This is a genomic window from Amycolatopsis taiwanensis DSM 45107, assembly GCF_000519205.1.
Lineage (GTDB): Bacteria > Actinomycetota > Actinomycetes > Mycobacteriales > Pseudonocardiaceae > Amycolatopsis_E > Amycolatopsis_E taiwanensis.
In genome coordinates this window covers 87548-102692 of record NZ_JAFB01000003.1, presented here as the reverse complement: position 1 = coordinate 102692, position 15145 = coordinate 87548, and the positions used below count along the sequence as shown (strand labels likewise).

Annotated in this window: 13 protein-coding genes and 1 pseudogene; 5 read left to right on the top strand and 9 right to left on the bottom strand. The window is 65.9% G+C overall.

The window, feature by feature from the left end:
- Window positions 1–934 precede the first annotated feature (934 nt).
- On the top strand, window positions 935–3577 hold the full coding sequence (gene rph, locus A3CU_RS0100485) for a rifamycin-inactivating phosphotransferase (RefSeq protein WP_027940599.1): 2643 nt from the start codon (window positions 935–937) through the stop codon (window positions 3575–3577).
- 381 nt (window positions 3578–3958) lie between these two features.
- On the opposite strand, the gene A3CU_RS42900 is transcribed toward rph, so the two are convergent.
- From A3CU_RS42900 to A3CU_RS54245, 9 genes are all read right to left on the bottom strand, one after another.
- The gene (locus tag A3CU_RS42900) at window positions 3959–5146 is read right to left on the bottom strand and encodes an NAD(P)/FAD-dependent oxidoreductase (protein ID WP_043840454.1); all 1188 of its coding nucleotides are present in this window, start codon (window positions 5144–5146) and stop codon (window positions 3959–3961) included.
- Complete coding sequence (locus tag A3CU_RS0100475; RefSeq protein ID WP_027940598.1) at window positions 5143–5343, bottom strand: ferredoxin; 201 nt, start codon at window positions 5341–5343, stop codon at window positions 5143–5145. The genes A3CU_RS42900 and A3CU_RS0100475 overlap by 4 nt, the downstream gene beginning before the upstream one ends.
- Before the next feature lie 125 nt (window positions 5344–5468).
- Window positions 5469–6284 carry an oxidoreductase gene (locus A3CU_RS0100470; protein WP_027940597.1) on the bottom strand — a complete coding sequence of 272 codons (816 nt, stop codon included), beginning with the start codon at window positions 6282–6284 and terminating at the stop codon, window positions 5469–5471.
- A gap of 10 nt (window positions 6285–6294) precedes the next feature.
- Window positions 6295–7488, bottom strand: coding sequence for a cytochrome P450 (locus A3CU_RS0100465; protein WP_027940596.1), 1194 nt, complete (start codon window positions 7486–7488; stop codon window positions 6295–6297).
- Between the two features lie 16 nt (window positions 7489–7504).
- Window positions 7505–8692, bottom strand: coding sequence for a cytochrome P450 (locus A3CU_RS0100460; RefSeq protein WP_027940595.1), 1188 nt, complete (start codon window positions 8690–8692; stop codon window positions 7505–7507).
- Between the two features lie 101 nt (window positions 8693–8793).
- Entirely contained in the window at window positions 8794–9474 is a 681-nt protein-coding gene (locus tag A3CU_RS42895) for a TetR/AcrR family transcriptional regulator (protein ID WP_052371342.1), read from the bottom strand.
- Window positions 9475–9532: 58 nt separating this feature from the next.
- Window positions 9533–9679: a hypothetical protein gene (locus A3CU_RS52095; RefSeq protein WP_156960177.1), complete on the bottom strand. Its 147-nt coding sequence runs from the start codon at window positions 9677–9679 to the stop codon at window positions 9533–9535.
- A gap of 10 nt (window positions 9680–9689) precedes the next feature.
- On the bottom strand, window positions 9690–10832 hold the full coding sequence (locus A3CU_RS0100445; protein WP_027940594.1) for an MFS transporter: 1143 nt from the start codon (window positions 10830–10832) through the stop codon (window positions 9690–9692).
- The gene (locus A3CU_RS54245) at window positions 10829–11050 is read right to left on the bottom strand and encodes a hypothetical protein (protein ID WP_027940593.1); all 222 of its coding nucleotides are present in this window, start codon (window positions 11048–11050) and stop codon (window positions 10829–10831) included. The genes A3CU_RS0100445 and A3CU_RS54245 overlap by 4 nt, the downstream gene beginning before the upstream one ends.
- On the opposite strand from A3CU_RS54245, the pseudogene A3CU_RS55520 reads away from it, so the two are divergent.
- The 4 genes and pseudogenes from A3CU_RS55520 to A3CU_RS0100425 all read left to right on the top strand — a co-directional run.
- Window positions 11020–11361: pseudogene (locus A3CU_RS55520) on the top strand (phosphotransferase family protein); the annotation flags it as partial. The gene A3CU_RS54245 and the pseudogene A3CU_RS55520 sit on opposite strands and share 31 nt — an antisense overlap.
- A 77-nt stretch (window positions 11362–11438) precedes the next feature.
- Window positions 11439–11990, top strand: a complete 552-nt coding sequence (locus tag A3CU_RS54240) for a hypothetical protein (protein WP_043840453.1) — start codon at window positions 11439–11441, stop codon at window positions 11988–11990.
- Between the two features lie 167 nt (window positions 11991–12157).
- On the top strand, window positions 12158–13021 hold the full coding sequence (locus tag A3CU_RS0100430) for an SAM-dependent methyltransferase (RefSeq protein WP_342668875.1): 864 nt from the start codon (window positions 12158–12160) through the stop codon (window positions 13019–13021).
- Between the two features lie 200 nt (window positions 13022–13221).
- Entirely contained in the window at window positions 13222–14217 is a 996-nt protein-coding gene (locus A3CU_RS0100425) for a hypothetical protein (protein ID WP_027940591.1), read from the top strand.
- The last annotated feature ends 928 nt before the right edge of the window (window positions 14218–15145 follow it).

The window sequence follows — 15145 nt, the reverse complement described above, 5'->3', positions numbered from 1 at the left end:
TGCTCACCGCTACGGGCCTGGCGTCCGTGCTACCAATCTTCCAGTCCGTCACCGACCGTTCACCGCGAAGACGGTCGGTCCAGACTGCGAGGATCGCTGAACACCGGCCCACGCACCTTCGGGTCGGAAGCGGCCCCAGGCGGTCGACTAGCCATCCGGCGTGGCCGGGGCTCAGCTGCCCTGCCGAGGCGACGGAACGCCACGAATGGCAGCGACGGTGCCTGGCTCGCACCCGGGCGTTGGCCACCGGATCGGGAGGGGCACGACCTCGCGCGTCACCTCGACCAGAGCATGCCACATGACCCCGGCCAGTCCCCACACGCCCGCCAGCACCAACCCGCCGCGCAGCCACGCCTCCCGCCGAACTGAGGTTCCCCCGTTCTCCGGACACGTGGGGTGTGGGGTCAGTCGACGTCCCCAGGCGCGGTGTGGAGGCTGTCGAAGGCGACTGGGCTGGGCCGCTGTGCGGAGCAGATCAAGAGCTACGCCAGCAGTATCGGAGCGAACTCAGCAGGCACGGCTGGTGCTGACCCCGAAAGTGCGCTCTCCCGGCCCGGCGGCCATGCACGTTCGGCTCCGCCTCGGCCCCCACAGGGAAGACGCACGGACGGTGGGTCTCGCCGCATTCGACACACAGTTCGGCGCGCAATACCCCGGCGCTATCGACGTCTGGCGCAGGGCCTGGCCTGAGTTCATCCCCTTTCTCGACTACCCACCCCGGAGGTCATGCTGCGCGGCGTCGCCGGGGACAGGAGCGGCAGCTACGACAAGCCCGCGATGCGCCAGCACCTGGCGCAGTACGACGCGGTCATGACCCCGATAACCGAGCAAGCGACAATACAGTACTGTACTGTATTGTTGTGTTCAGGCTCGGACGGATCGCATCGAGGTGGGGGTGGACCGCCGGGGTGCGGAAAAGGGACAGGATCGAACCATGAGTGCCTACGTGCTCGGTTTTGACGGAATCGACAAGACACAGCTCCCCTTGGTGGGCGGGAAGGGGGCCAACCTCGGTGAGTTGCACCGGATCGACGGTGTCCGGGTGCCCGGCGGTTTCTGTGTCACCACAGCGGCATATCGCGCGGTGGTGACAGGGGATGATGCGGTCAGTCGGCTCATCGACGGGCTCTCGGGTCTGCGGGCGGACGACCGGGACGGGATCGCCGAGGCTGCCGCACGACTCCGTGCGGCCATCGAAAACCTGGTCATCCCAGGCGAAATCGAGCGTGCCATCATCGAACATCTCGGCTTTATCGGCGAGGACGTGCCGTGCGCCGTGCGGTCGAGTGCCACGGCCGAGGATCTGCCGTCGAGTTCCTTCGCGGGGCAGCAGGACACCTACCTGAACATCCGAGGGCCGGCCGAGATTGTCCACAATGTCCGGCGGTGCTGGGCATCGCTGTTCACCGACCGTGCGGTGGCCTACCGTATCCAGTTCGGTTTCGACCACCGGGCAGTCCAGCTCTCGGTGGTCGTCCAACGCATGGTTTTCCCCGAAGCGGCGGGCATCATGTTCACCGCGGACCCGATCACGGGCAACCGCAAGGTGGTTTCGATCGACGCGGGTTTCGGGTTGGGCGAGGCGTTCGTTTCCGGCGTGGTCAACGCCGACACCTACCGTGCCCGGGCCGGAGTGATCGTGGACAAGAAGGTCCGCGCGCAAACCATGGAACTGCGTGCGGCACCGGATGGCACGATCGACGAGCTGCCGATCGCGCCGGAGCGGCAGACCGCGCAAGCCTTGAGCGATGAGCAGATCCTGGAGCTGGAGCAGCTGGGCCGTCGGATCGAGTCCCACTTCGGCCGTCCTCAGGACATCGAGTGGGGTCTGTCCGAGGGCAGGTACTACGTCCTGCAGAGCCGCCCGATCACCACGCTGTATCCCGTTCCGCCCGCCTCCGATGACAAGAACCACGTGTACATGTCCTACGGCCATCGGCAAATGATGACCGACGCGTTCAAGCCTCTCGGACTGTCGTTCTTCCAGTTGCTGGACGAAAAGCTGGGACGTCCGGCGATGAACATCGCCGGCGGACGTTTCTACAAGGACATGTCCCATGAGCTTACCTCGCCGATGGCCAGGGCGATCACGCTCAAGAGCTTGGGGCAGGTCGACGTCCTGACGGCCAATGCCCTGCGCGAGGTGTTGGAGCACAAGGAGTTCGCCCGGGGCCTCGCGCGCGGCAAGGCATCGGTGATGAACTTCGGCAAAGGTGGGCCGTTGCCGATGGCACGCCAGTACCTGGCACTGTCCAGGGACGACGACCCCGGCGTGGTTCCAGAGCTCATCGCGCAGAACGAGAGGTCGATCGAAAAGCTCGAGCGGGACATCGCGACCAAGTCCGGGGAAGAGCTGTTCGATTTCATCATCGAGGACCACCGTGAACTCACCGACATCATGTTCGAACCGCGGAGCGTGGCCGCGGCGTTCGTGGGAATCCAGTCCGCGAACTGGATCAACAAGCACCTGAAATCCTGGCTGGGGGAGAAGAACGCCGCCGACGTCCTCGCTCAGTCGGCCGACCACAATGTGGTCGCCGCGATGGGTCTGGACCTACTTGATGTCGCCGATGTGGCCCGGCAGTACCCGGATGTCGTGGAATACCTCGCTACCGCTGAACGGGACACGTTCTTCCTTGGGTTGGCACAGCTGGCGGGTGGTGACGACGTCTCCAGTGCCATCAAGGAATACTTGCGTAAGTACGGCATGCACTGCTCGGGGGATATCGACTTCACCAGGACGCGGTGGAGCGAGGACCCCACGCTGCTCGTGCCGCTCATTCTCGGTAATATCAATAATTTCCCGCCGGGCGCGAGCCGGGCCAGGGTGGAGAAGGGCCGCGCCGACGCCGAACGGGCGAAGGCTGATCTGCTCGCCCGACTGAAAAGCCTGCCAGGCGGAAAGCACAAAGCGAAGAGCGCGGAGAAACGCATAAATCTGTTGCGGCACTTCATCGGCTATCGAGAATACTCAAAGCACGCGTGCTTGCAGCGGTACGGGCTTTACAAGCAGGCGCTGATGGCCGAGGCCGGAAAACTGGTCGACCGTGGCCTGATCAAGGTCCCGGAGGACGTGTACTTCCTGTCCCTGGAGGAGTATCGGGAAGTCGTGCGGACCGGACAGTTGGACTACTCCGTCATCACCGAGCGGCAAAACGACTTCGAGGTGTACCAGAATCTGACGCCGCCGCGGGTGATCACCTCGGAGGGGGAGATATTCTCCGGCGAGTACGACGCCGGAGACGTGCCGGAAGGCGCCCTCGCGGGTGTCGCGGTGTCGGCGGGTGTCGTCGAGGGCCGTGCTCGGGTGGTGCTGGACTTGGCGAACGCCGACGTGCAGGAGGGCGATATTCTCGTCGCCGTTTTCACCGACCCCAGTTGGTCAGCGCTGTTCGTCTCGGTGAGCGGCGTGGTGATGGAGGTTGGCGGAGTAATGACCCACGGCGCCGTAATCGCGCGGGAATACGGGCTTCCGTCGGTCGTCGGCGTCCAAGACGCCACCAAACGAATCCGGGACGGCCAACTGATCCGGGTGAACGGAACCGAAGGGTACGTGGAGTTGCTGCCGGAGCCCTGATCCGCCGCTGTCCGATGGCGTCTGTCCCGTCACCGGAAGCGGGCGTGCGAGCAACCTGCCCATCCGCAACGGGTCACCGAAGGCCGGTTCGATGCGGCGCCGGCGATGGCCGCCGAGCGCCGCGGGCTCTGGACCTCCAGTTGCATCGACGAGTGTGCCGCCCCCAGGAGACCGTGGGGGCGGCACACTTTTGTTACGTCTGGTATCCAAGCGCGGGCATGCACCAGGGTTGCTCGTGGCCTGGAGATGATGACGTGCCGTAATTGGTGGCTTGGTGTCGTGCAGAAACCGCTGCCACAGCAGTCGGCGCCGTCGCAAAACTGCGGTGGCAGCGGTACGAGCAAGTCAACGATGTGACGGGATGCGCTGCCTGCTGGAACCTCAGGTCCTGGTGGGCGACGGGCGCTGAGGGGCGCCGAGGTGACGTCGGGCGGCGAGGACGCCGCGTGGGTGGTTCCAGCCGATCGCTGCGGTTGGTACGCCGTCCAGCACCGCGAGAGCGGTGAACCGCCCGGTGCCCAGTTCGCCACCGATCGTGCGAAGCTGTGCACCGGGCGGGATGATTCCGTGGATCTGGAGTTTGACGTCGTATTGGTCGGTCCAGAAGTAGGGGATCGGGGTGTATGCGGCGCCGGTGCCGAGGATGTCGGCGGCAACTGCGTTCGCTTGCTGGGTGGCGTTGCTGCGGTTCTCCAGGCGGATGCTCTCGCCGAGCACCTCGTGATGCCAGCGGGCAACGTCGCCGACGGCGTGAATTCCCGGCGCAGCCCGGCAGTGGGAGTCGCATTCGACGCCGTCGCCCAGGGACAAGCCGCTGCCGGCCAGCCATTCGGTGGCTGGGACGGACCCGGTGGCGACCACGACCAGATCGGCCGCGACGCGCGTCCCGTCGATCAGGTCGACGCCATCGACGTGTCCGTCCACACCGGTCATGGCCGCTACCCCCACACCGATGCGCACGTCCACACCGTGACTTTCGTGGAGCTTGGCCATGATGGCACTGAGCTCATCTCCGAGTTGACCGACCATGACACCGGGCGCGGCGTCGATGAGGGTGACCTGCAGCCCCAAGGTGCGTGCGGTCGCTGCGATCTCGCACCCAAGGACGCCTGCACCGATGACCGCGACCCGCCGCGCCGTTTGCAGGCCCGCGCGCAGCGCGAGCGCATCGTCCATGGTGCGAAGGCTGTGGACACCGGTCAGGTCGTGTCCGAATGGCAGCCGGCGCGAGATCAGACCGGTCGCCACGACAAGCGCCGAGTAGGAGACCGCGCTGCCGTCGTCAAGCTCTACGTTCTGCTGCCCCGCGTCGAGTCGCACGGCGCGGCGGCCGAGAACAAAGTCGGTATCGAGCTTGTCAAGCTGTTCACGATCGCGCAGGAAGGCGCGTGCGGGGCGCCACGTTCCGGCCAGGATCTCCTTTGACAGCGGCGGGCGGTCGTAGGGCGCGTGAGACTCTTCACCGATCAAGCGGATCCGGCCGGAATAGCCCCGCGCGCGCAGTGCCTCGGCCACGGTGAGCCCACCGACTGAGGCTCCGATGACCAGGACGTCAGAGGGGAGCGTCACTCGCTCTCCCGCAGACGAATGGCCGCTGCGGGACACAACAAGGCGGCTTCGCGGACTGCGGGCCGCTTATCGGCGCTGGGACTGGGGTCGAGTAGGACAACGATACCGTCCTCCTCCCGTTGGTCGAAGATATCCGACGCGGCCAGTACGCACTGGCCCGCGCCGACGCACTTGTCCTGGTCAACGACGACATTCATGATGCGTGCTCCAATCTGAGCAAGGGTCTGCCACGAGGTATACGTCCCGTGGCCGGGAATCGATGCACCGAACTGCCCCGACAGTAGGTGGACGGGGCACTACGCTGGGTTTCTTGGCGCGGTCTCTAGTTGAGGCGGCCGGTCATGACCTTGTCGTAGATTCGGTCCGGTAGGAGCCGGTTCATCCACAGGATGGTCTTCGCGAGATAGCCCACCGCATAACGTGGTTTCGGCGAAGATGACTCGACGGCCTTCCGGATGGCCCGCGCGACCACGACAGCGGAAGATCCCTTGTCGCCCTGCGACTCGGCTTGTTTCGCCATCGCTTCGGCAACGTTGTGGTACGCGCCCTTCCCCGAGACCTCGCGAAGTTCGTCGGAGGTTCCGTGCTCGAATTCGGTTTTGATGATGCCAGGCTGAATGAGTACGACATTGATGCCGAAAGGCGACAGTTCCTGGCGGAGTGTGTCGGAATACGCTTCGAGCGCGTGTTTGGACGCGTAGTACCAGGCGCCGAGCGGAAGTGCGATCTCTCCGGCGATGGAGGAGACGTTGACGACGGTGCCTGATCCCTGCTTCCGCAGGTGTGGCAGGACGAGTTGGGTCAGTCGCGCCGGTCCGAACACGTTGACGTCGAACAGGGAACGTGCCTTGTCGAGGCCGACTTCCTCGACCGAGCCGTGGAGCCCGGCACCGGCGTTGTTCACCAGGACATCGATCCGACCTTGCTCGGCGAGAATTACCCGCACGACCTCGTTGACGTCGGCTTCTTTGGTGACGTCCAGCTCGACCACCTGGCCGCCGGCCGCCCGGAGGGGCTCCATTTTGGATACCCGTCGCGCGGCGCCGTACACGACGTGGCCGGCGCGCAGCAGCTCGAGCGCGGTGGCATGCCCGATGCCGGAAGACGCTCCGGTTACGAGGCAAACCTTTGTTGCCATGGTGTTGCTCCTAGGGACTGGTCAGTAGCGGGAACTTCGAAACGCCGGTGAGGCTCGGAGCCGGGATGAAACGCGGGGGATCATCGGGGTCGGAGCGCAAGTGGGCAAAGCGATCGAAGAGGATGTTCAGCACCACGCGGCCTTCCAGCCGCGCCAGTGGCGCACCGAGGCAGAAGTGGATTCCGCGGCCGAAGCCGAGATGTGGGTTGGGGTCGCGGGTCGGGTCGAAGGAGTTCGGGTCGGCGAACTGCCTCGGGTCGCGGTTGGCCGCGGCGAGCCACAGCCGGACCAGCTGATCAGCTGGTAGGTGTTGCTCGCCGAGCAAGACATCCGCGGTGGTGACCCGGCTGATGACGGCGAACGGGCTGAACAGTCGCAGGGATTCCTCGACGACGGCGGGCACGATCGACCGGTCGGCGCGGGCTTTGGCGAACTGTTCCGGATGCGCGTCCAGGCACAGCACGGTGTTGCCCAGCAGCATGGTGGTGGTGATGTGTCCGGCGAACAACAGGATGATCGCGAAGTTCACCACCTCCGCATCACTGAGCCGTTCACCGTCCACTTCGGCCTCCACCAGTTGCGTGAGCAGGTCGGTGCGTGGTCGTTGCCGGCGGTGTGCGACGTGATCCCGGAGGTAGCCGGCGATGTTCTCGATCTGTTCCTTCGTCGTCCGCAGCGCGGAATCCTGCTCCTCGCTGTGGTGGACGAGGGAGAACTGGCCGGAGGACCCGACCATCTTGTCCACCGATTCCTTGAACAGGTGGCGATCGCTGGCGGGCACTCCCAGCAGGTCCGCGATGACCGTGACCGGCAACGGGTAGGCCAGGTCGGCCACCAGCTCTATCCGGGGTCGGCCGGCCACCGCGTCGAGCAGTTCATGGGTCAGCGCGGCGATTCGTGGTTCGAGGCCGGCGACCACTTTGGGAGTGAACGTGTGGCTGACCAGCTTGCGGAGCTTGGTGTGCCGGGGCGGATCCAGCTCTCCGAGGTTGCCGTCGGCGAGCAGGTGGAACTGCTCGGGCACCACGCGTGCGGTATCGGAGGAGAACGTCTTCGGGTCGGAGAGCACAGCGAGTGTTTCCGGGAAGCCGTAGACATTCCACACCCCGGCCGCCACGTCGAAGCACACCGGCTGGTCCGGTTGCTTTCCGCGTAACCAGAACTGCGCCTGGCCGATTCCCCAGGCGTCGGAGATGGTGACCATTGCCTGCCTCCTTCGCTTACCAGGTGACCGGGAGCCGATGCACGCCGTAGATGAGCATGTCGCTGCGCAGCGGAACGTCTTCGAAAGCGATGTCGAGGCGCAAGGTCGGGAACCGGTTGAACAACGCCGGGAAAGCGACCTGCATCTCGATCCGCGCCAGCTGCTGTCCCAGACACTGGTGGATACCGTGGCCGAAGGCCATCTGACCAGTCGCTGTACGATGTAGGTCAAGAACATCGGGACGGTCGAACCGCCGTGGATCACGGTTGGCGGCCTGGATCGAGACCGTCACCGATTCACCGGCCTTGACCAGGTGCCCATTCAGCTCGATGTCGGTCAGCGCGGTCCGAACCGTGAAGGGCACGATGCTCAGGTAGCGCAACAGCTCCTCGACCACCTGCGCGACCCCGACCGAACCGGTCTTCAGCAAGTCCAACTGGTCGGGTTGGTGCAGCAACGCGAAGGTGCCCAACGCGAGCATGTTGGCCGTGGTGTCGTGCCCGGCTCCGAGCAACATGAAGCCGATGTTGGCGAGTTCCTCATCTGTGAGGTCGCTGCCGGTCAGTCCACTGAGGACATCTTCCTGCGGGGCGGCGCGTTTGTCCAGCACCAATTCTTGCATGTAGTCGCGCAGGCCCAGGTAGGCGGCGATCCTGTCCTCCGGGGAGTTGCCCACCCGCACCAGCTCCGCCGAATGACGCTGGAAGTCCTCGCGGTCGGCGTAGGGCACCCCGAGCAACTCGCAGATCACCAGCGACGGGATCGGCAGTCCGAAATCCTGCACCAGGTCCGCCCCCGGTCCCCGTTCGGCCAGGAAATCGAGTTGGTGGGCCGTGATCTCTTCGATACGCGAGGTGAGTTCACGCATCCGGCGAACGGTGAACTGGCCGGTGAGCAGGTGCCGGTAGCGGGTGTGCTCCGGCGGGTCGTTCGAAACGAAGAAACCCGGTGGCGCGGGTTGGGTCTGCTCCGCGGTGTTCCCTTGGGCGAGCGGGGCCCGCTTGAGTTCGCCACGGGAGCTGAAACGAGCATCGGCCAGCACCGCGCGCGCCGTGTCGTAGCTGGTTACCAGCCAACCCACGTGACCGTCGGGATAGGTCATCCGGCTGAGCGGGTCCTCTTCGCGGCGACGGCCGAGTTCGGCGGGTGGATCGAAGGGGTTGTCACGCGAGATCGGAAACTCTGGCGCGGAAAGGTCTGTCATCGCGAAGCTCCTTGGCGGAGTGCAGAAGAGATTAAATACAGAACAGAGCTGTATCTTAACATGGCAACGACGAAGCCATCGTGGGCCCACATCGCGTATGTCTAGCTTGGCGTGGAGCGTGCTGCGGTCTGGTGTCCTCGCGTCTTGCGCGCCGGGGACTTGGCCGGTTTACTCGGGCGTGACTGGGCAGGCTGATGGCCCGCCTGCCGAAGCAGCGCGGCGAGATAAGCCTTGATGTCGTCGGCACTGACGTTGTCCGGATAGGTGCCGAGGTGGTACAGGATCGCTCCGCTGAGCATCTGCAGAATGATGTCCACGTCGCTGTCGGCTGGGAATTGTCCTTTATCGACGGCGCGTTGCAGGACAGTGTGGACGGCCCGTGTTCGCTGCTCCCCGCTGGCTTTGCCGTAGCTCTGGAGCAATTCCGGGTAGTCGTCGACGGAACCGTACAGGCGGCGCAGCAATCGGCGGTGCCGGGTTTGGCTGAGGTAGTCGCCCCAGTCGGTGAGCATGCTGTCGATGTCGGCCCACTCCAGGAGTCCGGGTTCCTGGTCGCGGTACTCCCACCCGATCGCTCGGACCAGCAGCTCCGTCTTGTCCGCGAATCTCCGGTAGACGGTCGCTCTGGTGACACCGGCCTGTTGAGCCACTTTCTCGATGCTCGTCTCGCCGACGCCGCGGTCGATCAGGAGGTTGATCGCGGCAGCGAGGATCGCATCATCCGCCCGCTCGCTTCGTGGGCGCCCGGGCGACCGGTGGTTCACGTTTTTGTCCACGGCCATTACGATACAGTAGTGTGCCGTATTTCGCTTCGGTGGGTGGCACGCCCGGATGCGCCGGTTACCGGCGCGCGGTCACCGCGATCACCGGGCTGGGGCCCGCGATCGCGGTGCGGCAGCACATACCCAGCCGTAACCCGCGCTCGACCGTCGGCAGCATCACCGAGATCGCCACCGGTGCGGTTGCGGTTCCCGTGCCCGTGCGCACTCCTGCGGGCTCAAATCCTGGACAAGCTGTCGAGGAGTTCGACCCCGGCCGCGATGTCGGCGGTCAGGGGGCGATCCTCCAGCGTCGGGTCGAGGACCGCGCAAGCCTGGGCGTACGCGTCCCGAGCCGGGATGACCCGGAGGGCATGTGATGCACAAGGGCCGGTCACCAGTGTTGGTGACCGGCCCGCCACCGCATAGACCGCGGCCGCGATGGCGAATCCGAATCCGCCGAACGCCACCGCACGCCGGGCACCCTTCAGCGTCTCGGCCCTGGACGCGAGACGCACCTGGAAGATCATGACGAGCACGGTGTTGGTGCCCATGAGAAGGCCGACGATCGCGTGCGGCGCGTGGGTGTGCGCGACGACCCACAGGGGCACGCCGACCGTCAGCAGACTCAGGCTCGTCGCGAAGAAACTCGCGACCAGGATCAGCGTGAGGTAGCGCGGATCATGCAGGACCGACCGCGGCGACACCTTGACCTCCGGCTCCTCGGTGTCCGGCCGGTCTGCTGGGCCACTCGGCAGGGCGTGGATGAACCAGGCGCTGGCCAGCAGCAGGCCACCGCTGAACAGGAAGGCGGCCAGGTACGCCACGGGCGTCCCGATGCCGACGACGACCGCGGTGAGCCCGGCGGCCACGCTGAAGCCGAGGTTGAGCGTCGAGCGGCGGGCGGCGAGCGCCTTGGTCCGCGCCGCCTCGCCGAGGGTTTGCGCGATGATGATCTGGTAGACGCCGAACGCGGCCGTCTCCGCGACGCCGATCGCGATGACGTTGGCCACCAGTGCCCAGTGCGGCTGGGCGAGCGGCACTGTCAGCAACACCACCGCGCGCACGTAGGTGGACAGCAGCGTGAACCGCCGTGCTCCGAGCCGATGGACCAGCCGGCCGACCGGAACGGTCACGGCCACGCTGGCCGCCGACGCCGCGGTGAGGGAGGCCGCGGCGACACCGCTGCCCAGCCCACCGGGCCCGACCAGGTAGAGCGCGGTCACCGACAGGGAGAGGAAGATGCCGACCGAACTGGTCAGCGCCTGGCGGGCCAGCAGCCCACGCGGCCCGGACGCCACCAGGTCGGCCAGCCAGGCCAGCGAGGCCATCCGCGTCGAGGTGGCGGCCGCCTCGGCCGTGTCGTTCGAGTGCGTGGTCATTGGCCGGCCTCCAGATCAGCGAGATCGGCGACGGTCGCGGTCTCGGTCAGCCACCGCGCGACGGTCGCGTCGTATGGTGGGGTCAGCAGCGCGGACGGCGCGACGGGGAGGCGCCAACACCGGTCCGGCTCGACAAGGCCGGCCCAGGCCGGTTCGGGCGCCGCCGGACGCGGGTCCGCCGGGCTCGATGTCTCGTCGGTGCAGCGCAGCAGCCCCACGGCCGGGTAGCCGGGCAGTGCGCCGGCTGCACAGCCTGCCCATCCCGACCGAGCTCAGTTTGGCCCCGTTGGCGCCGTTTGTGCGGCTGGCCGACCGCGTCGAGGCTGCCACCACCCTGTCCGACGACAATCGCACCTGGTTACACAGGCGCCTCACTGATCTCCGGGCCCGCTACGCCGAACTGCCCACCGGCAGACCCCATTGTGTGATCCACGGCGATGCTTGGGTAGGCAACGTCGCGGCTACCGCCGACGGCCATGTGGTGTGGCTGGACCTGGAACGATGCGCGATTGGGCCGCCCGAATGGGATCTGATCAACACCACACTCCGCGGATCCCCATACTTGAAGGTCGACAACCTGCCCGCAGTCATGGAGCTGCTGTCCAAATGGGCGGCTACCAACTGCACGACGCGGTCGATTTGCCCGGCTGGGAACACCAGAGCATCTGGGGCTGGGACGAGGGCACCGGCAGCTTCTACGCTCAGCTTTGGCGCAACGGCTCCACCTCCGACGCGCCGGAGATCTGGCTGACCGGTGCCCTCAAGCCCTACCCCTGGCCGGGCTGCATCGCTCTGGAGATCGTCGAACACACCCAAGCTGACACACTGGCCGTTGTCCAAGCGATGGGCATCGCGCACCCGGATCCGACGTTGCGCACCGCGGACGAGGTCATGCAGCGGGCCGAGGAGTTGCGCAAGCTTGGCGACAGCGGCTACATCCGTGGCCAGCACCATGCCTTGGCCTGGACCCAGGGACTGGCCGAGTTTACCCCGGGTACCCGCACCGAGTGGCGCAGGGACCGCTGGCCGACGCCCGAGCAGGCCGATGCCGAACACCACATGGTCACCGGCCGCGTCTATCTCGGCGGCTACAAGTTCCACGGCCGCGACTTCTTCAGCGGCGCCGACGAAGCACTGTCGTGGGCGCTGGGCCGGTGACCAAACACGGACCCGTCCGATGACCAGGCTCCAGCCGCTGCCCGCTGCCCCGATCCGCTGGCTGGCGAGTTGCTGAAGGCTACCTTCTGCGGCTCGTCCACTAGCTTGGTCTCTCACCGCTAGAAGAGCCGTCCTTTGAAAATCAGGTTCTATCTCCACTGGGAGGAATGATGTCTGAGGCTATTCTCGGCGAGTTGCGGAAGAAGGCTCGTGACCTGGGGATCGAGCTCGACAAGCCGAGCCCGGCGCGCGTGTACGACGCCGGGCTGGGGGGAACGCACAACTACGCGATCGACCGAGCCTTTCTCGACCAACAGCTCACGGCCCTCCCTGACCTAGCGTTGATGATGAGGTGGAACAGGGCGTGGGTTGGTCGTGCCGTGCGGTTCGCCATCGAGCAGGGCGTGCGGCAGTTCGTCGACATCGGGTCCGGGTTGCCCACTCAGGGGAACATCCACGAGGTGGCCGATATCGTGGCGCGTGGAGAAGCCACCGTTGTCTACGTCGACAACGACCCGATTGTGCAGGCACATTCGGATCTTCTACTTGCTGCCGACGCTGATCCGGCCCGCCACCGCGCAGTCTGCGGAAGCTTCTTCGACTACGACGATGTGTGGGAACAGGTTCTTGCTACTCACGTGATCGATCCCGCCGAGCCCGTGTGCCTGGTCCTGGCGGCCGTCCTGCACTTCATGCCGCCGGACACCCGGCCCGAGGTTCCGCTGGCGTTCTACCGCGACCAACTTCCACCGGGTTCACTGCTCGCCCTGTCCCACGCAGCCGACGTCGACGATCCAGCCTGGCAGCAGGTGGCGAACAACTACAAGACGAAGGCAACACTGCCCGGCCACCTCCGCAAAGAGGAAGAAATCAAACCATTCTTCGGTGACTTCGAGCTGGTAGAGCCCGGCCTGACCTGGATAACGGCATGGCGGCCGGACGACAACACAGACCGACCGACCCCGGAGTTTCGCTCGCGCGGATTGGCCGGCGTCGGATGCAAGGTTGCCTCGGAGCCGGCGCAATCCTGACCAGCCAACCTCTGTGCTGAGACGAACCCGCCTCCAGCTGAGTGCACGATGCCGCCACCGGCGAAGGGCGAGGCGTCACGAGCCGACGGGCACAGCCGCGGACTGGCGAGACAGGCCGCAGCTGTGTGCGCTGTGGAAGGTCAGTGCGCGCCCGTGGGAACGAGCTTGTCGGACCACCTGGCACCGTTGAAAGAAACGAGGTGAGTCTGGTTCGGGCGGCGATCGTCCACGTGGAAAAGGAGCATGCTGAGGTGAGCGATGACGGTTACAGTGGCCAGAACGTCGATCGGGTGACGTATCACGTCATCGACACCACGGACGTCGTCCTCGATGCTGCCCGTCGCGGCGACTTCGCGCGCGCACGCAGCTGTGTGCAGCGCACCGAGGGGCTCGCCCGGCTACTGATGCTGCGCCATTGGGCCTGGCTCCTGGCCGACTTCGCACCGCGGTGGGCACACCCCGACGGTCGACAGCCTGACCTGCCATCCTGGCTGGCGCAGCCGATCGGGCAGTTGGTCGGCGGTATGCAGGACCGTCACGAAGAATCGGTCGCCGCGGTCCTGATCGAGCTCGCGGGATGGCAGGACAATGCCCAGATCGAACTGGCGATGGAGATGGTCGGTGAACTGCTGGTCGAGTTGCCGATCGCTGTCGAGCCCTGCCGCTACGTGATCGCCCGAGAACGCATTGCTCGAGCGGAGGGACTCCACACCGGGACATTGGCAAGGCAGGTGTGCGATGAGACTCCTCTAGTCGTTGCGCTGACGCGGGTGGTGGCGGCCTACTGGCGGGACACCCACCTGCCCGCGGAACAGGCGGCTGCTGTCATCCGTACGCTCGCCAGCGGGCTTCCCGGCCAGCCACCCGACCACGACCCGCAGCACACCGCGATCGCCGTGCTCGCTCACACTATCGCCGAAACCCGCAGCCCGGGTGAGTCGACAGCGTGGCCTCACCCGGCCGGCCCACGCCCCGCGTCTGCCGACTGCGAGATCACCCGGGACCGCGATGCCAGCCGTCGCTCGCTCATGCTGGCCGCGCAGGTCGTCGATCACGCCGTCAACGGACAGGCGCACCAGATCATCCCTGACCTGAACAGACACGCCGACGATCCCTCTCTCTTGGCACTGGTACTCGCTACCACCGCACACCGCACGGCCACCGAAATCAGCAGGTCCCCGAGATCACACTGGTAGCCCATATCTGGGTTCGCACTACGCGGGACAGTCCCCAGCCAACAACAACACCGCAGCGTTGACTCGACGACGCTCCGCCCGGCCCATCACGCTCTACTCCACTGCCAGCCCGGCACATCGGTCAGCTGATCCAGCGCCGAGGCGTGGCGCGCCTGGCTGGCTCCAGCCGGCTCACCCAAAGGCAATCGCAATCGAGCAGCGCGACCCGCCCCGACAGTGACTAAGGCGGCCGCGAAAACGTCCACAGTGGACCGGAAGCTCGTGTATTGCGTCTCCGATGGGGCTCCGTTGCCGAATCATTGCCCGACACCAGGCGGCACTCCCCGGCACTACAAACACGAAAAGATGGCGGTTGACCTGCACGGATCGGCAGAGATCGACACCAGTGGCACTCGCTGACATCGGATTGGTCTGGGCCTTTAATCCATAGGTTCGAGTCCCGGGTGGCCCCCTCTGAGGGCACCAGGTCGCGTTCGCGCGCCGGTCTGATCACAATTATGAAAACCCAGGCCGATATTAGTTGTGGTCCGTCCCATCGCAACTCGGCGGTGATCGGCTGGGAAGGTAGCTGGCAAGACGATGGCGGCTGACCGGCACGCAAGTGTTTTGAAAAAGTGGTGTCGGAAAGTTGCCGGAACACGGCCTTCTGGGGTGGCTTGGCAGGCCGTGCCGGTCATGTCGCGAGGAGGGCCAACCGATGAGGCCACGACCCCCAGGCGATCCTGGCCGCGATCGTTACCCGCGTGACCGCGGCGGGTGCATGTGGGCGCGGACAGGGCGCGGGCGGCGCTGGGCCACGGTGAGGGGTTCCGGTGCGAGCCTGCTTTGTTGTCCCTCGCCGGCTACGGTTCGGACGCGGTCCAGGGACTCGCCGGTGAACCCCGCTTGGCTGGATCGCAAACCCGCCGATATCGGGGGTTTCTCACTG